A 26,731-nucleotide genomic window follows, 5' to 3' on the forward strand; every position below is an offset into this window, starting at 1 on the left:
GGCTGTCGCCCGAACCCGCGTGGGGCACAACCCCGACCCCCATTCGTTTGCCTCGTCCTGGCCTCTCTGTTCGAACCCATCATTTACCGATACACTTAATGACATCATCACCGTCATACGCAGACCGTTGATTTTACTCGGCGGAAGGAAATGAGACATGAGCTTCATAGAAAGCAATCTACTTCCAAACGAGGAAATCGCTTATAGAACGAAGCTTCATTGGTTCATTTTCGTTCCGTCATCCATTGCTATCGCAATCGGTCTTTCACTGATAGCGACGGGATACGCGCAAAGCCCCTCGAACCATATATTCATATTTTCTGGATTGGCATTCATTGCCTACGGAACACTCTTATTTATTGTTCGATGGATCGATTTGAAGACGTCTGAGTTTGGCGTCACTAATAAAAGAGTTTTGATCAAGATCGGCTTTATCCGCCGTCATTCTCTTGAAATCATTCTCAACAAAATCGAGGGCATCGGCGTCAATCAGGGGATTATTGGAAGAATTTTTGGATTTGGGACCATTACTGTCTCGGGAACCGGCGGATCGAAGGAGCACTTCGCTCAAATTGACGATCCTCTTGAATTCCGCCGGCAGGTGCAAAGCCGGATCGAATCCTAACCGAGGTCCAGGAGGCCGTGCCTCCTGGCGGGGTTCGGGGCAGCGCCCCGGAAATATAGCACACACGAAAAAGGCGCGGCCCTTTGCGGGGACCGCGCCTTCGTCACATCGGACGGCTTAGAAGCGACTTACGCCTCGGGGCGATCCTTGCGGCGCTCGGCCTTTTCGGCCTCGATCTGGGCGGAGATGTCTTCGCCGGTAGCCTGATCGACCTGCTTCATCGACAGCTTAACCTTGCCGCGATCATCAAAGCCGAGAACCTTGACCTTAACGACATCGCCCTGCTTGATCACGTCGGCGACCTTGGAAACGCGCTCACGCGACAGTTCCGAGATGTGGACGAGGCCATCACGGGAGCCGAGGAAGTTCACGAACGCGCCGAAATCGACGACCTTCACGACCTTACCGGTATAGATCACGCCGAGTTCGGGTTCGGCGACGATGCCGCGAATCCAATCGATAGCGCGCTGGGCGGCATCGGCATCGACCGAAGCAACCTTGATGGTGCCGTCGTCATCGATATCGATCTTGGCGCCGGTCTGCTCGCAGATTTCGCGAATGACCTTACCGCCGGTGCCGATCACTTCACGGATCTTTTCCTTGGGGATCGAGATCGTGGTGATGCGCGGGGCGTTACCGGAGACCGAATCACGAGCCGAATCGAGGCCCTTGTTCATCTCGCCCAGAATGTGGATACGGCCATCCTTGGCCTGATCCAGGGCGATCTTCATGATCTCTTGGGTGATCGAGGTGATCTTGATATCCATCTGGAGGGCGGTCACACCGTCCTCGGTACCGGCGACCTTGAAGTCCATGTCGCCGAGATGATCTTCGTCACCCAGGATATCGGAGAGAACCGCAAAGCTCTCGCCTTCCTTGATCAGGCCCATGGCAATGCCAGCGACCGGACGGGGCAGCGGCACGCCGGAATCCATCAGAGCCAGCGAGGAGCCGCAGACGGTGGCCATCGAGGACGAGCCGTTCGACTCGGTGATCTCGGACACCACGCGGATGGTGTAGGGGAAGGATTCCTTGGTCGGCAGGGTCGGACGAACCGCGCGCCACGCCAACTTGCCGTGGCCGATTTCGCGGCGACCGGGCGACCCCATGCGACCGGCTTCGCCGACCGAGTAGGGAGGGAAGTTGTAGTGAAGCATGAAGTGCTCGCGGTACTCGCCCGAGAGCGCATCGATGATCTGCTCGTCCTGGCCGGTGCCGAGAGTCGCGACCACCAGGGCCTGAGTCTCGCCACGGGTGAACAGGGCGGACCCGTGCGCGCGGGGCAGCACGCCGACTTCGACTTCGATCGGGCGCACGGTCTTGGTGTCGCGGCCGTCGATGCGGATGCCGGTGTTGAGGATGTTGCCGCGAACGACCTCGGACTCGAGATCCTTCAGGATGCCGGGAGCAACGGCCAGTTCGGCCGCTTCGGTCAGAGCTTCGAGAGCGGACTTCTTGACGGCGCCAACGGCGGCGTAGCGATCCTGCTTCTTGACGATCTTGTAAGCCTCGGCCAGCGCGGCGGGAATGCCGGCGGCTTCGAACTTCGAACGGACCAGGGCGATCTCGGCGGGCGGGGGAGCCAGTTCCCACGGCTCCTTGGCGGCCAGTTCGGCCAGTTCGATGATCGCCTTGATGACGGGCTGGAATTCGGTGTGGCCGAAAGTGACCGCGCCCAGCATGATCTCTTCGGACAGCTGCTGCGCCTCGGACTCGACCATCAGGACGCCTTCGGAGGTGCCGGCAACGACCAGATCAAGGGCGCTCTTGGGCAGTTCGTCGGCCTTCGGGTTCAGGACGTACTGACCATCGATATAACCGACACGGGCGGCGCCGACCGGGCCCATGAAGGGCAGACCCGACAGAGTCAGCGCGGCAGAGGTGCCGACCAGCGACACGATGTCGGGATCGTTTTCAAGGTCATGCGACAGGACGGTGCAGACGACCTGGACTTCATTGCGGAAGCCGTCAACGAACAGCGGACGGATCGGACGGTCGATCAGGCGGGAGACCAGGGTCTCCTTCTCGCTCGGACGGCCTTCACGCTTGAAGAAGCCACCAGGGATCTTGCCGGCGGCGAACGCCTTTTCCTGGTAATTCACGGTGAGCGGGAAGAAATCGATTCCCGGCTTCTGGGTCTTGACCCCAACCACGGTGCAGAGCACGGTGGTTTCGCCATACGTGGCCAACACGGCGCCATCGGCCTGGCGAGCAACCTTGCCCGTCTCAAGGATCAGCTTGCGGCCGCCCCAGATGAGCTCCTTGCGGTGTACGTTGAACAGCGACATTCTCGTCAGTTCCTTATCCCTAGAATTGCCGCCGGATTGCGGCAACCCCGACGTCGTGAAATAAAAACACGGCAACCCGCGTGAAGCCATCCCCACGCGGGTACCGTCTTGGCCGACGTCCGGCCGTCTTTCCGAGAAGCCCGCTTACTTGCGGAGGCCAAGGCGAGCAATAAGCCCCTCATACCGCTTCTGGTCTTTTTTCTTCAAGTAATCCAGCATCCGGCGACGCTGACCGACCATGATGAGCAGGCCACGGCGCGAATGGAAATCCTTCTTGTGCTCCTTGAGATGCTCGGTGAGGTTACGGATTCTCTCCGAGAGAATCGCGACCTGCACGTCGGCCGATCCAGTGTCGCCGTCGGTGGTCGCAAATTCCTTCACCAGCTCGCGGGTGCGTTCAGGGGTGATCGACATCGTCAGCTCCTTCGCTTCGATTCTGAGTCATTACGCGCACCGGGCGGATCATTCCGCCTTCGATGCGTACCAGTGCCACCAGCAATCCACCAACCATCGCCCGGCATGGGATGCCAGACGCGATTTCGGCCTGCGGATGTGAGGAAGCCGCGCGTGCCAAAGGCACGGGGCCGCCACTCTGGAGGCGGCGGGCGTCTGCTTCGGTCAGGGCCAGGGCCGGGATGTCGTCCAGCGCGGTCGCGATCGGGAGCAGACAGCTCCGAAGGCTCGGACCTTGCCCGACGACCTCCAGACTTTCAAGGGAAATCGACTGCGCTTCAGTGAACGGGCCGCAGGCGGTGCGGCGCAGGCTGGCGATGTGTCCGACCGTACCAAGCGCAACGGCGATATCACGGGCCAAAGAGCGGATATAGGTACCCTTGCCACATTGGACTTCGAATTCGGCATGGTCGGAATCGACCGCACCCAAATAGGTCAGCCGGTCGATTCGAACCTGACGGGATTTCAGTTCGACTGTCTCCCCGGCGCGAGCCAGATCATAGGCTCGTTCTCCATTGATCTTGATCGCTGAATAAGCAGGCGGCACCTGCTCGATCTCGCCGGTAAAGGTAGGCAGCACCGCCAGGATTGCCGCTTCGTCTGGACGCACATCCGAGGTCGCGATCACCTCCCCCTCGCGGTCCTCGGTACTGGTGGCCTCGCCCCAGCGCACCGTCCAGCGATAGGTCTTCGCCCCGTCCATCACATATTGAACGGTCTTGGTCGCTTCCCCCAGCGCGATCGGCAAGACGCCGGACGCCAGCGGGTCGAGCGTACCGCCATGACCGACCTTGGCGGCATCCAGAATGCGGCGGATCTTCCCCACGACCTGGGCCGAAGACAGACCGAGCGGCTTGTCTATCGACAACCAGCCGTCGATCTGACGGCCCTTGCGCTTGCGTGCCATTGATGTCGCTTTCGGATGAGGAACATGTGGGCTTGCCCACCCCGGCCGAGGACCAAGCTCGTGATCTCCCGGACCTCAGGATGGGGGCGGCACGGGGCCACAAACACGGCCCCTTGTGAATGCAGGGCTTTGCCCTGCATTCCATGGAAGAACGCCGATCAGACTCCTTCGCCACCTTCGAGGTCGCGAAGGACCTCGGGGCTGCGCAGGATATCGTCGATACGCGACGCTTCGTCGAAAGTGGTGTCGGGCTGGAACCACAAATCCGGCACGGTCCGCAACAAGGCGGACTTGCCGATTTCGTGGCGCAAGAACGCCTTGGCCCGCTTCAAACCCGACAGAATCGGCGTAGTGTCGCCGCCACCCAGCGGCACCACGAAGACAGTGGCGTTGCGCAGGTCGGGGCTGACCCTCACCTCGGTGACGGTGATGCCCCGCCCGACCAGATCGGGATCACGGAACTCGCCGCGTTCGATCACGGCGGCGATGATGTGGCGAAGCTCCTCACCGACGCGCAGCTGACGCTGCGACGGCGGTTTGTTTCCCCTCGGCATGAACGCGCTCCTTCCGGCTTGATCGAAGGCGGTACGACGCCCCTTACAGGGTCGCCGCAACCTCCTCGATCTCGAAGCATTCGATGACGTCGCCGGCACGGATGTCTTCGTAATTGGTGAAGGACATACCGCATTCGTAACCGTCGCGGACTTCCTTCACGTCTTCCTTGAAGCGCTTCAACTGGGCGAGATCGCCGGTATGGATCACCACGTCGTCACGGAGCAGACGGACCTTGCTGCCACGCTTGACGATACCTTCGGTGATCATGCAACCCGCAACCTTGCCGACCTTGGTGATCGAGAACACTTCGCGGATCGACGCGTAGCCAAGGAAACGCTCGCGCAGAGTCGGCGCCAACATCCCCGACAGCATCTTCTTCAGATCGTCGGTGACGTCATAGATGATGGAGTAGTAGCGGATATCGACACCATCACGCCGAGCCATATCGCGGGCCTGGGGATTGGCACGAACGTTAAAGCCAATGATCAGACCGCCCGAAGCCTTCGCCAGGGTGACATCGGATTCGTTGATGCCGCCAACGGCCGAGTGCAGAACCCGAACCTTGACCGAATCGTTGCCGATCTTCTCGACGGTCGAAGCGATCGCCTCGACCGATCCCTGCACGTCGCCTTTGATGACGATCGGCAGTTCCTTGGCGTCACCGGCCTTGATCGCCGAGAACATCTGCTCAAGCGTTCCGCGCTGGGCCAACCGGGCCCGCGCCTCGCGCTCGACACGCTGACGGTAATTGGCGACTTCACGGGCGCGAGACTCGTCATCGACGATGACGAAATCGTCACCAGCGGCAGGCGTTCCCTGAAGACCGAGCACTTCGACCGGGCTGGACGGGCCAGCTTCCTGGATCGAGTTGCCGCGATCATCGACCAGGGCACGGACACGGCCCCATTCCGACCCGGCGACGAACACTTCGCCGACACGCAGGGTACCGGTCTGAACCAGAACGGTTGCGACCGAACCACGACCTTTTTCCATCTTGGCTTCGATCACCACGCCCTGGGCGGTGCGTTCGGGATTCGCCTTGAGGTCAAGGATTTCAGCCTGGAGAAGGATCGCCTCCTCCAGCTTATCGAGATTCATGCGCTTCTTGGCCGAGACCTCGATCGCGAGCACGTCGCCGCCCAGGTCTTCGGTCACCAGTTCATGCTGCAACAGCTCCTGGCGCACCCGATCCGGGTTGGCGTCGGGCTTGTCGATCTTATTGATCGCGACAATGATCGGCACACCGGCGGCCTTGGCATGACGGATCGCTTCGACCGTCTGCGGCATGATGCCGTCATCGGCGGCGACCACCAGGACCACGATGTCGGTGACCTTGGCACCACGGGCACGCATGGCGGTGAACGCCTCATGGCCGGGGGTGTCGATGAAGGTGATCCGGCCACCGCCGCTCATCGTCACCTGATAGGCACCGATATGCTGGGTGATTCCACCGGCCTCGCCCGACACCACGTCGGTTTCGCGTAGAGCGTCAAGCAGCGACGTCTTGCCGTGATCGACGTGTCCCATGATCGTGACGACGGGAGCGCGGGCTTCCAGCACTTCGTCTTCATTGGTCTCGCCACCCAGGCCGAGCAGAACGTCGGCTTCGGAAACGCGGCGGGAGTTATGACCGAACTCGGTCACCACCAGTTCGGCGGTGTCGGCGTCGATCGCCTGATTAATGCTGGCCATCACGCCCATCCGCATCAACGCCTTGATGACGTCGGAGCCACGGGCGGCCATACGGTTGGCCAATTCCTGGACAGTGATGGATTCGGGAATGATAACGTCGCGGATGACTTTCTCGGCACCAGTCTGCTGGTGCTTGAGGCGCTCGCGCTCGCGGGCACGCTTGACGGCCGCGAGGGAACGGCCGCGCTCGGAGCGGTCGTCATCGGTCAGCGCGTCGGTGATGGTCAGCTTGCCGGTGCGACGACGCGGCTCGTTGCGCTTGACCGGGGCAGGCTTGTGAGCGGCGGCGCGCTTCTTGGCGCGGGCCTCTTCCTCTTCCTCTTCCTCGGTGCGCGGACGGGCTACGGCTGCGGCATCCCCAGCGGGGGCGGCACCGGCCGGAGCGGCGGCAGCCGGAGCCGCAACCGTCGGCGCAGCAACGACAGCCGGAGCAGCGCTGGGCGCGGCGACCGGAGCGACGGGTTCAGGAGCGACGACAACCGGTTCGGGCTGGGCGGCAAGCGCCTCGGCCTCGGCAATACGGCGAGCGGCCTCTTCCTCTTCGGCGCGGCGGCGGGCGGCCTCTTCCTCGGCGAGGCGGAGAACCTCCTCTTCCTCGGCAATACGGCGAGCGGTCTCGGCGGCGCGCTGGGCCTCCAGCAACGCCCTGGCGCGGGCCTGCTTCTCATGATTGGTAAGATCATGAGCGTTGACGGAGCGCATCGCCGCTTCGACCTTGGCCACGGCGGCGGCGAGGTCGGCCTCGGCGGCGGAGTGAACGCCGTCCTTGACCTCATGCATCGCACCACCGACGCTGCTGAAAGTCCGCTTTTTGCGGACCTCAACAGTCACGGTCTTGGAACGGCCATGCGAGAAGCTCTGCCGGACCTGACCGGTCTCGACGGTCTTCTTGAGCTCCAGCTTGCCCGGCTGGGGCAGCTTCAGCGGGGCTTTACGGTCTTGATCCTTGGAATCGCTCATGTATGACTTCGTCTCTCTCGCGGCCTGAATGGCGGCCGGATTGCCACCGGTAATCCGATTTCGGTCAACCTCACCGGACAAGCCGGTTTCTCCCCTTTAGTCCCGTCGGACTGTGTCCGCCGGTTCCTCCCCCACGTCGCCCTGACGAAACCCCGCCAATAGCGCCGCCTCCCCAACAAGACGGCTGGCCAGTTTTCCTGGCGACAAACACACATGCACGGCCGTGTCACGGCCAAAAACGGACCCCAGTTCGGTTCCGTCGAAGAGTTCGATCACCGGAATGCATCCGGTTCCACCGTGCCCCGCCGCCAACGCCCGGACCTTTTCGCGTCCATCGCGTGAAGCGTCGCGAGCGGCAAGAATAAGAGCGGCACGCCCGGCGCGAACCTCGGCGCACACCTTCTCGAAACCACAGACCGCGCGCCCGGCGCGGCGGGCCAACCCCAAACCGTCAAGGCAGCGACGCACCAGCAATGCCTCGATCCGACCCGCCAAATCGTCCGGCACAGTGACCGGGCGGCGGGCGGCGCGGGAAAAGAAGCGCTTGGCCACGGCCGTATTTACCACATCCCGGCCAGCGCTCAACCAGATTCCCCGTCCAGGTAGACGATGGTTAGGGTCGGGAACCACCGAGTCGTCGGGCGCCACAACGAAACGCAGCAGTTCGGCCTTGGGCCGGACCACGCCGGTGACGATGCAACGGCGGTTTGGTCCGGTCTCCTCGTCCTCTTCACCCGGCAGCTTACTCTCTGCCTCGGGTCCGGGCATCGTCAATCCTTTCCGGGCCGTCAGCCCTGAGCCCCATCCTCGAACCAATGGGCGCGGGCAGCCATGATGACGGCGTTAGCCTGATCTTCGTTCATCGCGTCCTTGCCAACGATATCGATCAACTCGTCGCTGGCCAGATCGCCCAGATCGTCGAGGGTCTTGACCCCGCGATTACCGAGCTTGACCAACTGCGCGGGAGTCAGCCCCTCGATCGCGGCAACGTCGTCGGCAACGCCGATATCCCTGCGCATCTGAGTATAACGATCGTCCTGCTCGGACAGGAAGACACGACCGCGATTCTGAAGCTCCTCGGCGACACCTTCGTCGAAGCCTTCGATACCAGCCAAATCCTCCAGCGGCACATACGCCACTTCCTCGACCGAAGAGAACCCTTCGGTGACGAGCAGGTGAGCGATGACGTCATCGACGTCGAGCGCCTGGATGAACATGTTGGAGCGCGAGCGGAACTCCTCGGTGCGCCGCTCGGACTCCTCGGCTTCGGTCATGATGTCGATGTTCCACTGAGTCAGCTGACTGGCCAGACGGACGTTCTGACCACGCCGACCGATCGCCAGCGACAGCTGATCGTCGGGAACCACGACTTCGATACGGCCCGCCTCTTCGTCCAGCACGACCTTGGTCACCTCGGCCGGAGCCAAGGCATTGACCACGAAGGTGGCGACATCGGGCGACCACTGGATAATATCGATCTTCTCGCCCTGAAGCTCGGCGACCACGGCCTGAACGCGCGAGCCGCGCATACCGACGCAAGCGCCAACCGGATCGATCGAGGAATCGTGACTGAGCACGGCGATCTTGGCGCGCGAACCCGGATCACGGGCCACCGCCTTGATCTCGATGATGCCGTCATAGATTTCCGGCACTTCCTGAGCGAACAGCTTCGCCATGAACATCGGATGAGTGCGCGACAGGAAAATCTGCGGCCCTCTCGGCTCCTGACGAACGTCGAAGATATAGGCGCGGACACGATCGCCGGTGCGGAAGGTCTCGCGCGGAATCAGCTCGTCGCGGCGCAGCAACCCTTCGGCGCGACCCAGATCGACGATGACATTGCCGAACTCGACCCGCTTGACTAGACCGTTCGAAATTTCGCCAACACGGTCCTTGTATTCATTGAACTGACGCTGACGCTCGGCATCGCGCACTTTCTGAACGATGACCTGCTTGGCGGTCTGCGCGGCGATGCGGCCGAAATCGATCGGCGGCAGCGGATCGATCAGGAAGTCACCGACGACAGCACCCGGCTTCTTGCGCAATGCCTGAGCCAAGGTGAACTGGGTCGCCTCGTTCTCGACGGTCTCGACCACTTCGATATAGCGGGCAAGCTGGATTTCGCCGGTCTTGCGATCGATGTGAGCGCGGATATCGTGCTCGTGGCCGTATTTCGAGCGACCGGCCTTTTGAATGGCCTGCTCCATGGCCTCAAGGACCTCATCACGGTCGATGCCCTTGTCGCGAGCAACGGCGTCGGCGACCTGAAGCAATTCGGGGCGGGGGAGTGCGGCGATTCGTTCCATCTTAATCGTCTGTCCTCAAACCTTCCTGGTCCTTGATGGTCGCTCGGATCAGCTCGTCGGTCAGCACCAGCTTGGCGCCACGGACATCGGCGAGCGGAATGGCGACCTCTCCGGTCTCGACCACAAGACGGACAGCATCCGCGTCGTCAAGACCGACCAACCGGCCACGGAACCGCTTACGGCCCTCGATCGGCTGCGCCGATTCCAGCTTCACTTCGAAGCCGGCCCACTGCACGAAATCCTTGGCTCTGGTCAGCGGCCGATCGACGCCGGGAGAGCTGACCTCAAGGGTATAAGCCCCTGAGATCGGGTCTTCGACATCGAGAAGCGCCGAGAGCGACCGGCTGATGCCGACGCAATCCTCGACCCCCATCGCCGCGCCATCCTTACGGTCGGCCATGATCTGGAGAGTCAGGCGCTGATTGCCCTGCAACTGGACCCGAACCAGATCGTAACCCATGGCATCCAGGGAAGGACCGATCAGGGCCTCTAAACGGCTTTGAAGATCCATGATGACCCGATGCCTTGCGACCAACGACCTAAAAAACAAAAAAGTGGGCCTTCGGCCCACTCTCACCATCCTGTCACCAGGCATGTAAGACTGTGTCTGAAACGTACTATAACCATTTCCGCGCCCGAGGCAAGTCCGATATCCCCAAGGACGATCCACCAAGGGGAGGATGGAACAGTGGCGGCCTCCGGCCCACGACCGCCGCCAGATTACCCCTACCTGCGGCGGCGAGGACCACTGTATAAGGTCGCCGCAACGAAGCGACGGAGCGGAAGATGTCTGGAATACAAAGCAATTCGGGTCTGACCACCGCCTATGTCGCCACGGCTTTTCTCGCCCCCGTGGTCGCAGCCACCGCTCCCAAAGGTGTCGCTCCGCTATTCGTCTTGTTCGCCATCGTCGCGATCGGTTGTTTCCGTCGCAGCACCGGACACTGGCCTCGCCCCGATCTGGCGGCAAGCGCAATCCTGGCCGCAATCACTCTGTTCGGCGCAGCAAGCCTGAACTGGACCACCGGACTTTCCGCCGACACTCGGACCTGGATTGTTCAGACCGCTCCCGTGTTCGGACTGGGCCTTCTGGTGCTCCCCACCGCCCGGCTCGTCGATGAAAAAAACCGCCGTCGGATCGGTCTCGCGCTACTCGTCGGCTGCCTGCTCGCCCTCCTCCTTTATATTGGCGAACGCCGCCTTCTGGACCGTCAGGTCCAGCCAGGACTGGTTGCCGCCGCCCTGGTTTTGTGGCCGATTCTAGCTGTCCTGCCTTCCCTGCCTCGCCCCCGTCTGATCGGAGGCATGCTGATCCTGGCGATAATGGCGACGGCCGTGATCTTCGGCAGCCTGTCGTCGGTCCTCGCGGTGCTGTTCGGCGGCGCGGTGGCCGTTCTGGCCCGTCTGGCGCCCCGTTCGACCCCGGCCTTGCTGGGAACGGCGATGGTTGCCTGGACGCTGATCGCCCCGGTCGCCGCCTATCACCTTCCCGATCCAGAGACCGCCGCCAATCGGATTCCGATGATCGCCAACTCAACACTGCACCGCCTTGTGATCTATCGCGGAACCGCCGAGTTGATCGCCCAGGCTCCGATCCTTGGCCACGGAGCCAACTCCGCCCGCAGCATTCCCGAAGGCCAGAACCGAATCGATTACGACTTCATGGTCGGCGAGAAACACTTCGCCGCTCATTCTGAACTGATCCCTCTACATCCGCACAACGCCCTGCTTCAGGTCTGGCTGGAATTGGGTCTGGTCGGAGCGTTACTCGCCTGCGCCCTGTTCTTCATCGTCCTGCGCGGCATCGTCCGCACGACGGAAGGAACCGGGCGGGTTCTGTCCCTGGCGACTGTCGCGGCCGTGTTCGCGGTTCTGAACGTCAGCTTCGGCGCGTGGCAAAGCTGGTGGCTGTGCCTGATGCTGATCCTGGCCACGATGAACCGGGCCACCCTGGCCCGCCCCCAGGACTTGGGTCCGTCCGCGACTTCTGTTAAGAAACAAGTGTCACCCTAGGGCGCGTTCCAAGGAGAGCCGGCGATGAAACTGCACCGCCTGACCGACCCGCTGACCGGCTTGGAGCGGCGCTTGACCCACCGTCACGGCAGAGCCTCGGGCGTCTTGTTGATCTCGGCCGGCGGGTTGGGCGACACCGTGCTGTTCGCGCTGGTGGCCGAGCGCTTCGCCGCCCTGGCCGAACCGGGCGAGACCGTCACCGTCCTGCTGCGCTCCAACGCCGCCGAGATGGCGTTCCTGCTGCCGCCGTCCATCAATGTTCTGACGGTCGATTTCGTCGCCTTGCGCCACCCGGCCCAGCGGCGGCGGTATCTGGACGATCTTTATCGCCGTCACTATCGTCTTGTGGTCTCGACCGATTTCCAGCGCCATCCCGATCTTGACGAAGCTCTGGCCTTTGCCTGCTCCGCCCCCGAAAGCGCGGCGATGGTCCCCCGTCCCTGGGCCAAATACAACCGGCGACTCACCGCCAACCGCAAGCGCTGGGGCCGACTGATCGAGACCGGGCCAGAGACTCTCGACAACAAGCTGCTGCGCTGGGCCGCCTTTGCCGATGCCCTGACCGGGCGCAGCCTGCCGCCGCCCCGCGTCGCATTGTCGCCAGAACGGCTGGCGGCGCAGACGCCCCCCGACCCAATTGTTGCCGACAAGCCAACCGTGGTGATCCAACCCTTTTCGGCGGTGCGCGGCAAACAAAGCCCCCCCGACTTGTTCCGCCAGATCATCGAGACGTTGCCTTCCGGCTGGCGAGTGCGGATCAGCGGCCACCCATCGGATTTCGAACGCTGCCCCGAATACCGTCCACTCCTTGACCTGGAGGGAGTCAGCTTCGAGCCGATGCCGTTCGCCCAACTGGTCGGGGTTTTGCGGGCGGCACGGCTGGTGATCTCGGTCGATACCGGCTGCATGCATCTGGCCGCCGCGCTGGGAACGCCAACCCTATGTCTGGCCAGCGCCGCCTATGTCGGCGGCAACATTCCTTATGTCCCCGCGCTAGGGCCAACCTCGGCACGGTTCATCTGGACTCCGATGGCCTGTCAGGGATGTTTGGGCGATTGTCGCCGCCCCGCAGTCGATTCAATGTATCCTTGTGTCGCCGCCCTTCCTGCCGACGTCGTGATGCGGGCGGTTGCCGACATGACGGAGACCTTGCGATGAAGCTTGCGCCGCTGCTCGACCCGCTGCTGGGGTTCCTGCTGCGCCGTCGGTCCCGCCGCCGCCGCGCCGAGGGCGTGTTGCTGGTCAGCTCGCGCGGCCCGGCCGAGATGGTCTTCCTGTCGGCGGTGTTGGCCCGCTTCATGCGGCTGGGGCGGCTGGATGAAAGCGTAACCCTGCTGTGCCGCGCTGACGCCGCCGGGATGGCGTTTCTGTTCCCCCGTCTGCTGAAACTGCGGCGGATCGATTTCGAGCGCCTCGACGAAACCGGCTACCGCTGGAAGGCTTTTTCCGACCTCCACGCCCAGCATTACCGCCTGATCGTTTCGCTCGATTACATCCGCATCCACGACCGCGACGAGGCGCTGATCGTCGCCGCCGATCCGGCCGAAACCGCCGGAATGATGCCGCCACGGCTGAGACGTAATTTCGAACGCCGTCGCGACGAGAGCGAAAAGGTGTTCGACACACTGTTCGAATCCGGCCCGATACGGCAGGACAAGATCGTCCGCTGGTCGAAATTCGCCGGCGCTGTTTTGGGAAAACACCAACCGCTTGAACTGGCTCTGCTGCCCGACAGCCTGTTACCGCCCGCAGAGCAAATGAGCGACACTGTTGTTCTCTTCCCTTTCTCCGGGGTGCGGCAGCGAATGCTCCCCGCCGAAAGCTGGCGGCGATTGGCCGAGGCGATCCCACCCCACTGGCGTATCCTGGTCGCCGGTCATCGCAGCGATTTCGACCGTCACCCCGCAATCATGACCCAGTTGAATCGCTCCAACGTCGAGATCGAAACCGGCGGCTTCGACCGACTGGCCTCGATCCTGATGGGAGCGCGGATGGCGGTCGGAGTCGATACCGCCGGACTGCATCTGGCGGTATTGCTGGGCACGCCAACCTTGTGTCTGGCCAGCGCCGCTTTTGTCGGAGCCGGAGTACCTTATGACGAACGGATCGTCCCGGATAATGTCCAGTTCATCTATTCGCCGATGCCCTGTCAGGGTTGCATGGATCGCTGCAAATTCCCCCTGATCGATGGCATGTACCCCTGTGTCGCCGATATCGATATCGAGTCGGCGATCGCCGCGATCGGCGACAACGTGACTCGCGGAGCGTTCTGATCTCATGGGCTGGTTTTCGACTGTGTTTCCGCGCGGGATGCGCCGCCGCTGGTGGCTGTTCCGTCCGATCGATGCACTGGTGGCGCTGTGGCCTGCCCGGACGCCCCGGCGCGGCCTGCTGGTGGTGCGGATGGACGGCATCGGCGACATGGTGATCGCACGGGCGGCGCTGGAGCATTATCCCGCCGCCTTCGGGATCGGACGAGACGAGATCACCCTGCTCGGCTGCCATTCCTGGCGCGGACTGGCCGCCGAAGTGTTCCCCGGTATCCGGGTCGTCACCATCGACGAGCACGCTTTTGAGAAGAAATGGCTGTACCGGCTGAAGATCGCGTTGTGGGTCCGTCGCCAGGGATTCGAAATCGCGGTCTGCGACATGTTCATGCGCAAGACCCTAACCGCGGACACGTTAGTCTGGGCCAGCCGCGCCCCGACTCGGATCGTCGCCCAGCCTTTTATCACCGAGCGGACTCGCGCCGAATATGGCTGGTATCTGGCCCGCGCTACCCGCGTGATCGACACCGGCCCCTATCCAACGCACGAGGGTCTGCGCCACTTCACCTTCCTTGACGCCCTGACCGGCCGCCGCCACCCGCCCGAGGTTCCTCGTATCCCCTGGCGCGAGCGAATGCCCGCTGTGGCCGCCGATGGTGGCGCCCCCTACGTGGTGATGAATTTTGGCTCGAACGAACCGGGACGACGCTGGCCCTTCGACTCGTTTCTCGCCGTTGCTCGTCACTGCCTGGAATCCGGCCTGCGCGTCGTCTTCGTCGGCGCAGGACAGGAAGCCTTCGCCAAGCCGCGCATCGCCGCACTGAACCATCCCGGTGCCATCGACACGATCGGCACCCTGTCGCTCCCCGACCTGATCGACGTGATGAAGCATGCCGCCTGTGTCGTCACCAACGATACCGGCCCCGGCCACCTTGCCCTGGGGGTTGGGGTGCCGACGGTGCTGCTGGCCGGAGGCGGTCATTTCGGTAGTTTCGTTCCCTATCCCGACCCGATCCGGCCTGCGGGAGCGGCGTTTTTGTCGGTAGAGATGGAGTGCTATCACTGTCTTTGGCGCTGCCCGAAGCGGACCTCGGCGGACGAAGCGTTCCCCTGCGTCGCCGCCATCCCGACCGACATGGTGTGGCAGGCGATCCGGGAGCGGGTCGCCACCGTCTGAGCACAATATCGGGGCGTGGCCCCACAATGGACATGGTTACGGAAAGGACGTTGGGATGAAGGTATTGGTGGTCGGATCGGGCGGACGCGAGCACGCTTTGTGCTGGAAGCTGGCGCAATCGCCGCTTTTAACCAAATTATGGTGCGCACCGGGCAATGCCGGGATCGCGGGCGTGGCGGAATGCGTTGCTATCGCCGCGGATGCGGTTGAGGATCTGGTTGCCTTCGCCCAGGCCAACGCCGTCGATCTGGTGGTGATCGGCCCCGAAGCCCCGCTGGTCGCCGGACTGGCCGACCGCTGCCGCGAGAACGGCATCCGGGTCTTCGGCCCCTCGGCCGCCGCCGCCGAATTGGAAGGCTCGAAGGGGTTCATGAAGGACGTCGTGGCCAAGGCTGGGATTCCCACCGCGTGGTACGGCCGCTTCCGCGACAGTGATTCGGCCAAAGCCTTCATCCGTGCCAAGGGCGCGCCGATCGTCGTCAAGACCGACGGCCTGGCGGCGGGCAAGGGCGTGGTGGTCGCGATGACCGAGGCCGAAGCCCTGGCCGCCGTCGATGCGATGATGGGCGACAAGGTGTTCGGCGCGGCAGGCGACGAACTGGTGATCGAGGAATTCCTGGAAGGCGAGGAATGCAGCTTCTTCGCTCTCTGCGACGGCCGGACCGCCTTGCCGCTGGCCGCCGCTCAGGACCACAAGCGGGTCGGCGACGGCGATACCGGCCCCAATACCGGCGGGATGGGGGCCTATTCCCCGACGCCGGTGGTCACGCCCGCGATTGAAGCCGCGATCATCGACACCTGCATCCGCCCCTTGATTGCCACCATGGCCGCGTTGGGCCGCCCTTATACCGGAGTGTTGTTCGCCGGCATCATGGTCACGGCGGCGGGGCCGAAATTGCTGGAGTACAATGTCCGCTTCGGCGACCCGGAATGTCAGGTTCTGATGGCCCGGCTCGAGTCTGATCTGCTCCCGGTGTTGGTGGCCGGAGCCGAGGGACGGCTGGACCAGATCAGTCTTTCCTGGCGCGATGCGGTGGCGCTGGTGGTGGTGATGGCCGCCAACGGCTATCCCGGATCGTATGAGAAAGGCAGCGTGATCGGTGGGCTTGACGCGGCGGACGCGGTTGAAGGCGTCACGGTTCTCCATGCCGGAACCGCGCAAAAGGGAGATGCGGTGATCGCCACCGGCGGCCGGGTGCTGGGGATCACCGCGATCGGGGCCGACGTCGCCGAGGCACGCGAGCGGGCCTATCGAGCCGTCGATCTGCTGGATTGGCCGGGCGGATTCTGTCGCCGCGACATCGCTTGGCGAGCGCTGGCACGGTAACTCCCAACGGACATGACAGATTCTTAACCCGGCCGCGCTTGACAGGAACGGGGTCCGCCCTTAGATGGTTAGCACTCGTTGGAGAGGAGTGCTAACAGCGCCCCCTCGACCAATCAAAACTGTTGAGTCGCCTTCACGGCGAAGACCAAACGGAGGTTCAGACCCATGACTTTCAGACCGCTCCACGATCGCGTGGTGGTGAAGCGCCTCGAATCCGAAGAGAAGACCGCTGGCGGCATCATCATCCCCGACACCGCCAAGGAAAAGCCCCAGCAGGGTGAAGTCGTCTCCGTCGGCCCCGGCGCTCGCGGCGAAGACGGCAAGATTGCCGCCCTGGACGTCAAGGCTGGCGACAAGGTGCTGTTCGGCAAGTGGTCGGGCACCGAAGTCAAGATCGACGGGCAGGACCTGTTGATCATGAAGGAATCGGACATTCTCGGCATTCTCGCCTAATTTCGATATTAGAGGTTTAAGAAAAATGGCTGCCAAGGAAGTCAAATTCTCTACCGACGCCCGCACCCGTTTGCTGCGCGGCGTTGACATCCTCGCCGACGCGGTGAAGGTGACCCTCGGCCCGAAGGGCCGTAACGTCGTGATCGAGAAGTCGTTCGGCGCTCCGCGGATCACCAAGGACGGCGTTACCGTCGCCAAGGAAATCGAGCTGGCCGACAAGTTCGAGAATCTGGGCGCCCAGCTGGTCAAGGAAGTCGCCTCGAAGACCGCCGATCTGGTCGGCGATGGCACCACCACCGCCACCGTTCTGGCCCAGGCGATCGTCCGTGAAGGCGCCAAGTCGGTTGCCGCCGGCATCAACCCGATGGACCTGAAGCGCGGTATCGACCTCGCCGTCGCCGCCGTGATCACCGACCTGAAGTCGCGTTCGCGCAAGGTTTCGACCAATGCCGAGATCGCCCAGGTTGGCACCATCTCCGCCAACGGCGAAGCCGACATCGGCAAGAAGATCGCCGAAGCGATGGAGCGGGTCGGCAACGAAGGCGTCATCACCGTTGAAGAGGCCAAGGGTCTCGACACCGAGCTCGAAGTCGTCGAAGGCATGCAGTTCGACCGTGGCTACACCAGCCCGTACTTCGTCACCAACGCCGAGAAGATGACCGTCGAGCTGGACAGCCCGTTCGTTCTCCTCCACGAGAAGAAGCTGTCGGGCTTGCAGCCGTTGCTGCCGGTGCTCGAGCAGGTGGTCCAGTCCGGCCGCCCGCTGCTGATCATCGCCGAGGACATCGAGGGCGAGGCTCTGGCCACCCTGGTCGTCAACAAGCTGCGTGGTGGTCTGAAGGTCGCCGCCGTCAAGGCGCCGGGCTTTGGCGATCGCCGCAAGGCCATGCTGGAAGACATCGCCATCCTCACCGGTGGTCAGGTCATCAGCGAAGATCTGGGCATTAAGCTCGAGAACGTCACCATCAACGATCTCGGCACCGCCAAGCGCATCACCATCACCAAGGAAGACACCACCATCGTCGATGGTGCCGGCCAGAAGTCCGAGATCGAAGCCCGGATCAAGCAGATCCGCGCCCAGATCGAAGAGACCTCGTCCGACTATGACCGTGAGAAGCTGCAAGAGCGTCTGGCCAAGCTGGCTGGCGGCGTTGCGGTGATCAAGGTCGGCGGTGCGTCCGAAGTCGAGGTGAAGGAGCGCAAGGATCGCGTCGATGACGCCCTGCACGCCACCCGCGCCGCGGTTGAGGAAGGCATCGTCGCCGGTGGCGGCGTCGCCCTGCTGCACTCGATCAAGGCTCTGGCGAACGTCAACCCCGACAACGCCGATCAGAAGGTGGGCGTCGAGATCGTCCGCCGCGCCCTCCAGGCTCCGGTGCGGCAGATCGCCGACAACGCCGGTGTCGATGGCGTGCTGGTCGCTGGCAAGCTGCTTGAGCAGTCGGACGTGAATTTCGGCTTCAACGCTCAGACCAGCGAGTACGTCGATCTGATCGCCGCCGGTATCATCGATCCGACCAAGGTGGTTCGCACCGCCCTGCAGGATGCCGCTTCGGTCGCTGGCCTGCTGGTCACCACCGAGGCCCTGATCGTCGAAAAGGCGAAGAAGGAAGCTCCGGCCATGCCGGGCGCTGGCGGCGGCGATTTCGGCGGCATGGACTTCTAAGTCCGACGCCTTCGAATCGAGACTGTCGATTGGCCCCCCTCCCCTCGTGGGAGGGGGGTTTTTCGTTGCCCGCCTCTTCTCAAAGAACAGGGAATGCGACTCGATCGGATGAATCCCGCGTCTCGTGCCCCGTCGGTTGAAAGCCTGTACGGTATCTCTTCCGGCACCTTCGCCCCGGTGATATAAGAAGCCAAGGCCGTAGAGGGAGACAGCCCCTTGACTTTGCTGGATGTTTTAACCGTTGCCCTAATCCGGGGTCTCGGCGAGGTCCTACCTATCGGAGCTTCGGGTCCGTTAGCGGTCTTGCCCGGTCTGGTGGGCAGCGACGATGGACGCGCCGCGTTGTCGATTGCGACTCATTGCGGAATCCTGGTGGCATTGCTGCTGTATTTCTGGCGCGATGTCCTGGCGATGGTCGTCGGCTTATGGCGGCTGGCCAAAGGCAAGCCCGATGCCGGATCGTGGCTGATGTTGCATGTCGCGGCCGGAACGGTGCCCGCGGCGGCGCTGGGTGGGTTTCTGGCCGCTCCCACCGCCGACCTGATCGGGCCAGTGTTAGCCTCGATCCTGATCCTGCTCGGCGGAGTGATCCTACTCGTCTGCGATCGGCTGGGAGTGACGGTGAGGCGGGTCGAGCACCTGAGCATTTCCTTCGCCGCCGGACTCGGGCTGGTCCAGGCATTGGCGCTGTTCCCCGGCGTGTCGCGTACCGGCATCACGATCGCCACCGCGCGCCTGATGGGATGGGAACGGCGCGAAGCCGCCCGCTTCTCGCTATTGCTCGCGATCCCCCTAATTCTCGGCTACGTCGCCGTCAGCCTGTGGCAATTGACCAGACACACTCAACCGATCCTGTCGGCCGACCTCCAAATCGCGGCGATCGCGGCGGGAATGATCGCGTTCACGGCCATCGCGGCGATGATGGCCTGGGTCGATCGCCATACTTACGCACCTCTGGCGGTCGCCCGAATCGTTGTTGGGCTGGTCGCGCTGGGTATCGCGCTGTTGTCATCGCTGGGGTGATCGACTATTGCCGCCAGAACGTCGGCACGAACAGCACCAGCACGGTAAAGATTTCCAGCCGCCCGAACAGCATCCCGGCTGCCAGCAGCATCTTCGCCGCATCAGGCAAGGCGGCATAGGTAGCCCCCGGACCGATGCTGCCGCCCAGGCCGGGACCGAGATTGGCCAGGGCCGAGGCGGCACCGCTGACCGCGGTGACAAAATCAAGCCCGAGGAAGGCCAGCGCCATCGAGAGCAGCGCAAAGGCCAGCGCATAGACGAACAGGAATCCCATCACCGATTCCAACACGTCTTCGGGCACGGTACGACCGTTGAAGGTCGCGATCAGCACCGCGTTCGGACGCAACAACCGACGCAATTGCATTACCGCATCGGTGAACAGGCATTGCAGACGAAAGACCTTGAGCCCACCCGAGGTCGATCCGGCGCAGCCGCCGACAAAGGCCAGAAAGAATAAGATCATCGCCGGCATTCCGCCCCACCCGCCATAGGGAAGGGTGTAGAACCCGGTCCCGGTCATCACCGAGGCGACGGTGAACGTACCGTGACGCACCGCATCGGTGGGCGTCAAATTGACGCTGATCCACAGCCAGGCGCTCACCCCCAGCATGCCGAGTCCGAGCAGGGAGAGATACCAGCGGATCTGGCTATCGGCCAGAACAGCACCGCTTTCGCCTCGCGCCAAACGATAGAACAGCAAGAACGGCAATCCACTGGCAACCATCCCGATGGTCAGGACGATTTCAGCGGAAGGGTTGCGGAAGTGACCGACCGAAGTGTCATAGGTTGAAAACCCTCCCGACGACAACGTGGACAGGGCATGAGCCAAAGCGTCGAACCCGCCCAAACCGACCTGCCACAGCAGCAGAGCCAGCAGCAGGGTTAACCAGGCATAGGCAAAGAACACCACGGTTGCGATCCGCCGCCCGCGCGAGATCGCCCGCGCGGCCGAACCGGGCATTTCCAGACGAAACATCTGCATCCCGCCGACCGCCAACAGCGGCAACACCGCGACCGCCATCGCGATAACGCCCAGCCCCCCCAACCAGTTCAGCAGCGCCCGCCACAGCAACAAGCCGCGTGGAGCGCGGTCCAGCCCTGTGATTACCGTCGCGCCCGAGGTGGTCAGGCCACTGACCGCCTCGAACAACGCATCGGGAACCGAAAGCGCCAGCGGACCGAAGAAAAAGGGCAGCGCCGCAAACAGCACCGGAACCAACCACCCGAACACAACGGCCAGATAGATCTGCCGCGTGGTCCAGCCACACCGGGGAGCATTCATTCCCAAGGCCAGGGCAAGACCGAAAAACAGGGTCACCCCGGACGAAACGACAAACACCCGCGCTTCGGCATGGCCGTCGTGAACGTCAAGCGCGGCAGGCAGCAGCATCGCCGCCGCCAGGGCGCACAACAACTGGCCAATCAGGCGCAGGACGGGACGGACGTCGATCATCGGCCTCCCTCCCCTATTCCCGCCAATAGCTGCGGGAGAACAAAACCGCCACGATGAACAGTTCCAGCCGTCCAATCATCATTTCAAGCGCCAGAATCCATTTAGCGGCATCGGGCAGGGGGCGATAGCTGCCCATCGGCCCGATCACGTCGCCGATCCCAGGACCGGCATTGGCAAGCGCCGCCGCCGAGCCGGACAGAGCCGTGACAAAATCGACCCCCACCACCGACAGAGTTACCGCGAACAGGGCAAAGGTAAGGAAATACAGAACAACGAAGCCGAGAACCGAATCGAGAATCGTCGGGGCCACCATATCGTTGTTGTACCGGATCACATAGACCCCATGGGGGTAGAGCAATCGTCCGATATGAGCCGAGGTGATGGAGAACAACAAATCCCACCGCAGAATCTTGATTCCACCGGCAGCAGACCCGGTGCAGCCGCCGATAAACAACAGAATGAAGAACACGACGTGAGCAAAGCCACCCCACGCACTCCAGTCAGTCGAGGCGAACCCGGTGGTCGAGACGATCGACGTGACCGAAAAAGCGGCATGGCGCAACGCCGCCGCCGGAGGCATGTCATTGACCGTCCATTGCCACAGTGCCAGCAAACCGGAAAACCCGCCGATGAACATCAGATACCAGCGCGTCTGAGCATCTTTGAACAGACTGGTCCGCGCCGCCCGTCCCATGCCGGTCCACAGCACCAGACTGGACCCGCCGACCAGCATCGCCGCGACCGCCACCCATTGCACATCGGCGCCCCAATGGGCCAGCCGCAGGTCCGAGGTCGAGAATCCTCCGGTCGAGACCGCCGACAAAGCGTGGCACATCGCATCGAACCGCCCCATCCCGGCGACCCAGAATCCGAGCGCGGTCAAGACGGTGAAGACGACATAGACCACCCCGATTCCCCCGGCGACCTGAAGGATGCGCGGACCGACTCGTTCGGTCTTGTCCGAAGTTTCCATCCGGAACACCTGCATCCCGCCGATACGCAAAGCGGGCAGGATCGCCACTGCCATCACGATGATCCCCGCCCCGCCCAACCAGTTCAGCAACGCCCGCCACAGCAAGATACCGCGAGGGGCGTGATCGAGACCGAGCATCACCGTCGCTCCGGTGGTGGTCAGCCCACTGACCGCCTCGAACACGGCATCGGTAGACGTCAGCCCCAGGTTGGAAAAGGCAAAGGGTAACGCGGCGAAACCGGAGGTCGAACTCCATCCGATAACCGTCAACATGAAGGATTGCCGGGCCGACAGAGTGATGCGGCCCGCGGGACGGGTACCGAAACCAAGCGCCAATCCGAAAAACGCGGTCACGGCGGCTGAGATGACGAACACCGCCCAATCGGGATCGCCCGCCGCCGCGTCAGCCACGGCAGGAAAGAGCATGGCAACCGCAAGAACCAGCAGCAACAGCCCATTGACGAACAAAACTGGCCGAAAATCGATCACACTATCTCTCATTGCACGCGCGAACGCCCGACTCTTGACCCCGAAAGCGGGCGCTTGTCCAGAGAATCGTGCGCGCGCTTGCCAGCCGGGGCGGCTACAGCTAGGGTTGGCGGTGACGAGAACTGCCTGAGGGATGCTGGCAATGCACGCGATTTTAGCCGCCGCGATCGAGGTCGTGATCCTGGCCTTGAACCTGTACTGGTACGTCGTTCTGGCAGCGGTGGTGGTAAGTTGGCTGGTGGCGTTCGGAATCGTCAACACCTATAATTCCACTGTCCGCACGCTTTTGACCGTGTTGTCGCGCCTGACCGAGCCGGTGCTGCGCCCGTTGCGCCGTGTCCTGCCCGATCTGGGGTCGGTCGATCTGTCGCCGATCGTGCTGTGGCTGGTGCTGTATTTCCTGATCCGGGTGCTGGAACAGCTTCGCTTCTCCATCGCCTTCTAAGATCGTGAGTGCCGGAGCCTCGCCCTTCACCGCCGCGTCTGGCGGGCTCCGCGTCTCGATTCGGCTGACGCCCAAATCCTCGCGCGATCAGGTGCGGGGGGTTGCCGTCGAAGCCGATGGGCATGCGGTCCTGAAGGTTCAGGTCACCGCCGTGCCCGAAGACGGCAAAGCCAACGCCGCCTTGGTCAAACTTTTGGCCAAGACGTGGCGGCTGCCCCGCACGACGATGGATATCGTCCAGGGCACGACCGACCGCCGCAAGGTGGTTCTGATTTCCGGCGATGCCGAAGACTTGCGGCAACGCCTTGATCTATGGATGGCCGAACAACCATGACTGAAGCAACGATCATCGACGGCAACCGCTTTTCCGCTGGCCTGCGCGACCGCATCGCCTCCGAGGTCCATGCCCTGCGCGAGACGCGCCACATCACGCCCGGCTTGGCGGTGGTGCTGGTGGGCGAAGATCCGGCCAGTCAGGTCTATGTCCGCACCAAGCACAAGCGCACCGTCGAAGTGGGTATGGAATCCTTTGTCCATACGCTGCCGGTCGATACCCCCGAAGACGAATTGCTGACCCTGATCGCCGGTCTTAACAAGGACCCGGCGGTTCACGGCATCCTGGTCCAACTGCCCCTGCCCCGTCAGATCGACGCCCAGAAAGTGATCGAGGCGATCGACCCGGCGAAGGATGTCGATGGCTTCCACCCGGTCAATGTCGGCCGCCTCGCCTCGGGCGGCGAAGCACTGATCCCCTGCACTCCGTTCGGCTCGCTGCTGCTCCTGCGCGACCATCTGGGCGATCTGTCGGGGCTTGACGCCGTGGTCGTCGGACGCTCGAACATCGTCGGCAAGCCGATGGCGCAATTGCTGATCCGCGAGAGCTGCACCGTCACAGTCGCCCATTCCCGCACCCGCGACCTGCCCGACGTGGTGCGGCGCGCCGATATTGTCATCGCCGCCGTCGGCAAGCCGGGAATGATCCGGGGCGACTGGCTGAAACCCGGCTGCACCGTGATCGATGTCGGCATCAACCGAGTTGCAAATCCCGATGGCACCTCCCGCCTGGTCGGCGACGTCGCCTTTGACGAAGCGGTCAAGGTCGCGGGCGCGATTACTCCGGTTCCGGGCGGTGTCGGCCCGATGACGATTGCCTGCCTGCTGCGCAATACCCTGGTGGCCTGTGCCCGCCAGCACCGCATTGCCCTCGACAAGTCGCTTTAAACGCTGCTGATCGCGGAGGTTTCCCTATGCCCGGTCCCCAGATTCCGGCCCCACTCGATCTGTTGGGCGATCTTGTCGCCGCCGCCCGCCGCGCCGGAGCCGACGAGGCCGACGCGGTTCTGATCGATTCGGTTTCGCTGTCGGTGGGCTTGAGGCTGGGAACGCTGGAACGGCTGGAACGATCCGAAGGCGGCGATGTCGGCCTGCGCGTCCTGATCGGTCGCCAGCAAGCATTCGTCTCCTCGTCCGACCGCTCGCCCGCCGCCCTGGACGAGTTGGTCGAACGCGCCGTTGCGATGGCCCGCATCGTCCCCGAGGATCCGTGGTGCGGACTGGCAACGCCCGAGGAACTGGCCCGCGATCTGCCAGACCTCGATATGTTCGATCCATCCGAGCCCAACGCCGAGGGACTGATCGACATGGCCCGCCGCGCCGAGGACATCGCCCGCGCCACCCCCGGAATCACCAATTCCGAAGGTGCCGATTCCGGCTGGGGCCGATCTCGGGTCGCGCTATGCGCCTCGAATGGCCTGTCGTTCGAGTATCAGGTCAGCCACGCTTCGATGTCGGTTGCCGTCCTGGCCGGTGACGGAGCCAGCGGGATGGAACGCGATTACGACTATACCGGAGCGGTCTATCTCAGCGATCTGCGCGCCCCCGAGGATGTCGGAGCCGAAGCCGCTCGACGGACCATCCGCCGTCTCGGTGCACGCAAAGTCAGCTCGCGGCAAGTGCCGGTGATCTTCGATCCGCGCGTTGCCCGAGGTCTGCTCGCGACTCTGGCCGGTGCAATCAACGGCGCGTCGGTCGCTCGTGGCACCAGTTTCCTGAAGGACCGACTGGGCCAGCCGGTCTTCGCTCCCGGCGTCCGGGTGATCGACGATCCGCATCGCAGCCGCGGCCTGCGTTCGCGCCCCTGCGACGGCGAAGGGCTGCCGACCCGCGCCCGAGCGGTGATCGAAGACGGGATTCTAACCACTTGGCTGCTCGATCTGCGCTCGGCCCATCAGCTCGGCTTCGCCCCCACCGGGCACGCCAGCCGGTCTACCGGCTCTCCGCCCTCGCCTTCCGCCAGCAATTTCTATCTGGATGCGGGTGCGATCACGCCTGCCGAGATGATCGGCGACATCACCGACGGCTTCTACATCACCGAATTGTTCGGTCAGGGAGTCAACGGTGTCACCGGCGATTATTCGCGCGGAGCCGCCGGTTTCTGGATCTCGGGCGGCGAATTGGCGTTCCCCGTCGCCGAGGTCACCATCGCCGGAAACCTCAAGGACATGTTCCGCGAGTTGACCCCTGCCAACGATCTCGAACTGCGCCACGGCATCGATTGCCCGACTCTGCGCATCGACGGACTGACCATTGCCGGACGGTAATTGAGGATGATCGAACGAGAGTGGGAGCTTTCGCCCCCACGATCGCTTCGAACACGTCCGTCTCAGCTTTCGGCACGTTTGGCCGGCCCATAGCGGCGCATATAGTGAGGCAGAATCGTTTCGGCCGGCGTGGCGGTAATTCCAAGTTCACCCAGGCCCGGCTCGTCCCCGGTCAGGATGTTGTTGACCCGCATCATCCGCACCTGATCACGGGTCAACGGCTGCGTCGGCAGGTATTCAAACACTCGTGCCTGGGTCATCGCGATCCCCATCGGCAACGGCAGCAGGCGCCGGTGTAATCCTGAACTCGATAACACCAGTTCCATGATCTGCTTCATCGAATAGACGGCAGGACCGCCCAGTTCGTAGGTTCGTCCCGCCAGGGCAGGATCGTCGAGAACAGCCGCGACGGCAGAGGCGACATCGCCGACATAAACCGGCTGAAAACGCGGCCCGCCGGTGCCGAACAGGTCAAGCGACGGCCGGGCTCCGTTCCACACGACACGGTAACCGTCGCCGGTGAAGACCGGCAGCACCGGGGACAACACGGCCATCTTGCCGAAGCGATTAAAGAAGTCATCGTCAGGACCAAACACCACGGACGGACGCAAGATGGTCGCACCGGGGATGGCGTCACGCACCGCCGCTTCGCCCGCCGCCTTGCTGCGGGCATAGGCGGCGTCGGACCTGGCGCTGGCCCCCAACGCCGACATCTGAACAAAGGCTTTGATCCCGGCATCGCGGGCGGCACCGGCAATATTGGCCGCACCGTCGGCGTGAACCGCCTGGAACGTGCGGCGAGAACTCTCGGTTAGAATCCCAACCAAGTTGATCACCGCGTCGGCTCCGGCCACAGCGGCGGTGACGGCAGCAACATCACCGATATCGGCGCGGACCAACGAAATCTGGCCGACCTCGCCCATCGGCAATAGGAACTCGGCGGATGAGGGATGACGCACCGCGACCCGCACGGCCCAGCCGCGTCCGGCCAAACGGTGGACTATCGCCCGGCCGAGAAAGCCCGAGCCTCCGAATACCGTGACCAACCGACGCACCATC

24 protein-coding genes are annotated in these 26,731 nt (G+C 63.2%); 13 read left to right on the top strand and 11 right to left on the bottom strand.

Translation table 11 applies throughout. The annotated features are described in order from the left end of the window. The first annotated feature begins 157 nt into the window (after nucleotides 1–157). Complete coding sequence (locus tag PHAMO_RS11085; protein ID WP_002729404.1) at nucleotides 158–625, top strand: PH domain-containing protein; 468 nt, start codon at nucleotides 158–160, stop codon at nucleotides 623–625. A 128-nt stretch (nucleotides 626–753) separates the two neighbouring features. On the opposite strand, the gene pnp is transcribed toward PHAMO_RS11085, so the two are convergent. The 8 genes from pnp to rimP form a co-directional block, all read right to left on the bottom strand. After that, nucleotides 754–2,913, bottom strand: coding sequence for a polyribonucleotide nucleotidyltransferase (pnp, locus tag PHAMO_RS11090; RefSeq protein WP_002729405.1), 2,160 nt, complete (start codon nucleotides 2,911–2,913; stop codon nucleotides 754–756). A gap of 144 nt (nucleotides 2,914–3,057) precedes the next feature. Beyond that, nucleotides 3,058–3,327, bottom strand: a complete 270-nt coding sequence (gene rpsO, locus PHAMO_RS11095; RefSeq protein WP_002729406.1) for a 30S ribosomal protein S15 — start codon at nucleotides 3,325–3,327, stop codon at nucleotides 3,058–3,060. Then, a complete protein-coding gene (truB, locus tag PHAMO_RS11100) occupies nucleotides 3,311–4,273 on the bottom strand; it encodes a tRNA pseudouridine(55) synthase TruB (protein ID WP_002729407.1) in 963 nt (320 codons plus the stop codon). Before truB ends, rpsO begins: the two co-directional genes overlap by 17 nt. A gap of 158 nt (nucleotides 4,274–4,431) precedes the next feature. After that, nucleotides 4,432–4,827: a 30S ribosome-binding factor RbfA gene (gene rbfA / locus PHAMO_RS11105; protein WP_002729408.1), complete on the bottom strand. Its 396-nt coding sequence runs from the start codon at nucleotides 4,825–4,827 to the stop codon at nucleotides 4,432–4,434. 43 nt (nucleotides 4,828–4,870) lie between these two features. Continuing rightward, nucleotides 4,871–7,480: a translation initiation factor IF-2 gene (infB, locus tag PHAMO_RS11110; protein WP_040566865.1), complete on the bottom strand. Its 2,610-nt coding sequence runs from the start codon at nucleotides 7,478–7,480 to the stop codon at nucleotides 4,871–4,873. Nucleotides 7,481–7,576: 96 nt separating this feature from the next. After that, nucleotides 7,577–8,248 (bottom strand): RNA-binding protein, encoded by a 672-nt coding sequence (locus PHAMO_RS11115; protein ID WP_002729410.1) that lies wholly within the window; start codon nucleotides 8,246–8,248, stop codon nucleotides 7,577–7,579. 20 nt (nucleotides 8,249–8,268) lie between these two features. Continuing rightward, entirely contained in the window at nucleotides 8,269–9,786 is a 1,518-nt protein-coding gene (gene nusA, locus PHAMO_RS11120; protein ID WP_002729411.1) for a transcription termination factor NusA, read from the bottom strand. 1 nt (nucleotide 9,787) lies between these two features. Then, nucleotides 9,788–10,297, bottom strand: coding sequence for a ribosome maturation factor RimP (gene rimP / locus PHAMO_RS11125; RefSeq protein ID WP_002729412.1), 510 nt, complete (start codon nucleotides 10,295–10,297; stop codon nucleotides 9,788–9,790). A 275-nt stretch (nucleotides 10,298–10,572) separates the two neighbouring features. On the opposite strand from rimP, the gene PHAMO_RS11130 reads away from it, so the two are divergent. The 8 genes from PHAMO_RS11130 (at nucleotide 10,573) to PHAMO_RS11165 (ending at nucleotide 19,712) form a co-directional block, all read left to right on the top strand. Then, the gene (locus PHAMO_RS11130; protein ID WP_002729413.1) at nucleotides 10,573–11,799 is read left to right on the top strand and encodes an O-antigen ligase family protein; all 1,227 of its coding nucleotides are present in this window, start codon (nucleotides 10,573–10,575) and stop codon (nucleotides 11,797–11,799) included. 24 nt (nucleotides 11,800–11,823) lie between these two features. Further along, a complete protein-coding gene (locus tag PHAMO_RS11135; RefSeq protein ID WP_002729415.1) occupies nucleotides 11,824–12,957 on the top strand; it encodes a glycosyltransferase family 9 protein in 1,134 nt (377 codons plus the stop codon). After that, the gene (locus PHAMO_RS11140) at nucleotides 12,954–14,072 is read left to right on the top strand and encodes a glycosyltransferase family 9 protein (protein ID WP_002729416.1); all 1,119 of its coding nucleotides are present in this window, start codon (nucleotides 12,954–12,956) and stop codon (nucleotides 14,070–14,072) included. The genes PHAMO_RS11135 and PHAMO_RS11140 overlap by 4 nt, the downstream gene beginning before the upstream one ends. A 4-nt stretch (nucleotides 14,073–14,076) precedes the next feature. Next, on the top strand, nucleotides 14,077–15,243 hold the full coding sequence (locus PHAMO_RS11145) for a glycosyltransferase family 9 protein (RefSeq protein ID WP_002729418.1): 1,167 nt from the start codon (nucleotides 14,077–14,079) through the stop codon (nucleotides 15,241–15,243). 55 nt (nucleotides 15,244–15,298) lie between these two features. Then, a complete protein-coding gene (purD, locus tag PHAMO_RS11150) occupies nucleotides 15,299–16,570 on the top strand; it encodes a phosphoribosylamine--glycine ligase (protein ID WP_002729420.1) in 1,272 nt (423 codons plus the stop codon). A gap of 165 nt (nucleotides 16,571–16,735) precedes the next feature. Continuing rightward, entirely contained in the window at nucleotides 16,736–17,023 is a 288-nt protein-coding gene (gene groES / locus PHAMO_RS11155; protein ID WP_002729422.1) for a co-chaperone GroES, read from the top strand. 25 nt (nucleotides 17,024–17,048) lie between these two features. Further along, nucleotides 17,049–18,689 carry a chaperonin GroEL gene (groL, locus tag PHAMO_RS11160; protein WP_002729425.1) on the top strand — a complete coding sequence of 547 codons (1,641 nt, stop codon included), beginning with the start codon at nucleotides 17,049–17,051 and terminating at the stop codon, nucleotides 18,687–18,689. A 216-nt stretch (nucleotides 18,690–18,905) separates the two neighbouring features. Then, the gene (locus tag PHAMO_RS11165; RefSeq protein WP_002729429.1) at nucleotides 18,906–19,712 is read left to right on the top strand and encodes an undecaprenyl-diphosphate phosphatase; all 807 of its coding nucleotides are present in this window, start codon (nucleotides 18,906–18,908) and stop codon (nucleotides 19,710–19,712) included. A gap of 4 nt (nucleotides 19,713–19,716) precedes the next feature. On the opposite strand, the gene PHAMO_RS11170 is transcribed toward PHAMO_RS11165, so the two are convergent. Further along, nucleotides 19,717–21,165 carry a TrkH family potassium uptake protein gene (locus PHAMO_RS11170; protein WP_002729431.1) on the bottom strand — a complete coding sequence of 483 codons (1,449 nt, stop codon included), beginning with the start codon at nucleotides 21,163–21,165 and terminating at the stop codon, nucleotides 19,717–19,719. Nucleotides 21,166–21,178: 13 nt separating this feature from the next. Beyond that, nucleotides 21,179–22,627, bottom strand: a complete 1,449-nt coding sequence (locus PHAMO_RS11175; RefSeq protein ID WP_040566869.1) for a TrkH family potassium uptake protein — start codon at nucleotides 22,625–22,627, stop codon at nucleotides 21,179–21,181. 142 nt (nucleotides 22,628–22,769) lie between these two features. Here PHAMO_RS11175 and PHAMO_RS11180 point away from each other — a divergent pair, with 142 nt between their 5' ends. From PHAMO_RS11180 to PHAMO_RS11195, 4 genes are read left to right on the top strand one after another with little or no spacing between them, the layout of a single operon-like run. Further along, nucleotides 22,770–23,072 carry a YggT family protein gene (locus PHAMO_RS11180; protein WP_002729434.1) on the top strand — a complete coding sequence of 101 codons (303 nt, stop codon included), beginning with the start codon at nucleotides 22,770–22,772 and terminating at the stop codon, nucleotides 23,070–23,072. 4 nt (nucleotides 23,073–23,076) lie between these two features. Then, the gene (locus PHAMO_RS11185) at nucleotides 23,077–23,406 is read left to right on the top strand and encodes a DUF167 family protein (RefSeq protein WP_002729435.1); all 330 of its coding nucleotides are present in this window, start codon (nucleotides 23,077–23,079) and stop codon (nucleotides 23,404–23,406) included. Further along, nucleotides 23,403–24,293 (top strand): bifunctional methylenetetrahydrofolate dehydrogenase/methenyltetrahydrofolate cyclohydrolase FolD, encoded by an 891-nt coding sequence (gene folD, locus PHAMO_RS11190; protein WP_002729436.1) that lies wholly within the window; start codon nucleotides 23,403–23,405, stop codon nucleotides 24,291–24,293. Before PHAMO_RS11185 ends, folD begins: the two co-directional genes overlap by 4 nt. A gap of 26 nt (nucleotides 24,294–24,319) precedes the next feature. After that, nucleotides 24,320–25,672: a TldD/PmbA family protein gene (locus tag PHAMO_RS11195; protein WP_002729440.1), complete on the top strand. Its 1,353-nt coding sequence runs from the start codon at nucleotides 24,320–24,322 to the stop codon at nucleotides 25,670–25,672. A gap of 62 nt (nucleotides 25,673–25,734) precedes the next feature. On the opposite strand, the gene PHAMO_RS11200 is transcribed toward PHAMO_RS11195, so the two are convergent. Next, the gene (locus PHAMO_RS11200) at nucleotides 25,735–26,730 is read right to left on the bottom strand and encodes a complex I NDUFA9 subunit family protein (RefSeq protein ID WP_002729441.1); all 996 of its coding nucleotides are present in this window, start codon (nucleotides 26,728–26,730) and stop codon (nucleotides 25,735–25,737) included. Between the last annotated feature and the right edge of the window lies 1 nt (nucleotide 26,731).

The sequence above is a fragment of the Magnetospirillum molischianum DSM 120 genome, from assembly GCF_000294655.1.
Taxonomy (GTDB): Bacteria; Pseudomonadota; Alphaproteobacteria; order Rhodospirillales; family Magnetospirillaceae; genus Phaeospirillum; species Phaeospirillum molischianum.

Coding starts and splice junctions, on each gene's coding strand:
- PHAMO_RS11085 (WP_002729404.1), top strand. CDS start 158: ATGAGCTTCATAGAAAGCAATCTACTTCCAAACGAGGAAATCGCTTAT.
- pnp (WP_002729405.1), bottom strand. CDS start 2,913: ATGTCGCTGTTCAACGTACACCGCAAGGAGCTCATCTGGGGCGGCCGC.
- rpsO (WP_002729406.1), bottom strand. CDS start 3,327: ATGTCGATCACCCCTGAACGCACCCGCGAGCTGGTGAAGGAATTTGCG.
- truB (WP_002729407.1), bottom strand. CDS start 4,273: ATGGCACGCAAGCGCAAGGGCCGTCAGATCGACGGCTGGTTGTCGATA.
- rbfA (WP_002729408.1), bottom strand. CDS start 4,827: ATGCCGAGGGGAAACAAACCGCCGTCGCAGCGTCAGCTGCGCGTCGGT.
- infB (WP_040566865.1), bottom strand. CDS start 7,480: ATGAGCGATTCCAAGGATCAAGACCGTAAAGCCCCGCTGAAGCTGCCC.
- PHAMO_RS11115 (WP_002729410.1), bottom strand. CDS start 8,248: ATGCCCGGACCCGAGGCAGAGAGTAAGCTGCCGGGTGAAGAGGACGAG.
- nusA (WP_002729411.1), bottom strand. CDS start 9,786: ATGGAACGAATCGCCGCACTCCCCCGCCCCGAATTGCTTCAGGTCGCC.
- rimP (WP_002729412.1), bottom strand. CDS start 10,297: ATGGATCTTCAAAGCCGTTTAGAGGCCCTGATCGGTCCTTCCCTGGAT.
- PHAMO_RS11130 (WP_002729413.1), top strand. CDS start 10,573: ATGTCTGGAATACAAAGCAATTCGGGTCTGACCACCGCCTATGTCGCC.
- PHAMO_RS11135 (WP_002729415.1), top strand. CDS start 11,824: ATGAAACTGCACCGCCTGACCGACCCGCTGACCGGCTTGGAGCGGCGC.
- PHAMO_RS11140 (WP_002729416.1), top strand. CDS start 12,954: ATGAAGCTTGCGCCGCTGCTCGACCCGCTGCTGGGGTTCCTGCTGCGC.
- PHAMO_RS11145 (WP_002729418.1), top strand. CDS start 14,077: ATGGGCTGGTTTTCGACTGTGTTTCCGCGCGGGATGCGCCGCCGCTGG.
- purD (WP_002729420.1), top strand. CDS start 15,299: ATGAAGGTATTGGTGGTCGGATCGGGCGGACGCGAGCACGCTTTGTGC.
- groES (WP_002729422.1), top strand. CDS start 16,736: ATGACTTTCAGACCGCTCCACGATCGCGTGGTGGTGAAGCGCCTCGAA.
- groL (WP_002729425.1), top strand. CDS start 17,049: ATGGCTGCCAAGGAAGTCAAATTCTCTACCGACGCCCGCACCCGTTTG.
- PHAMO_RS11170 (WP_002729431.1), bottom strand. CDS start 21,165: ATGATCGACGTCCGTCCCGTCCTGCGCCTGATTGGCCAGTTGTTGTGC.
- PHAMO_RS11180 (WP_002729434.1), top strand. CDS start 22,770: ATGCACGCGATTTTAGCCGCCGCGATCGAGGTCGTGATCCTGGCCTTG.
- folD (WP_002729436.1), top strand. CDS start 23,403: ATGACTGAAGCAACGATCATCGACGGCAACCGCTTTTCCGCTGGCCTG.
- PHAMO_RS11195 (WP_002729440.1), top strand. CDS start 24,320: ATGCCCGGTCCCCAGATTCCGGCCCCACTCGATCTGTTGGGCGATCTT.
- PHAMO_RS11200 (WP_002729441.1), bottom strand. CDS start 26,730: ATGGTGCGTCGGTTGGTCACGGTATTCGGAGGCTCGGGCTTTCTCGGC.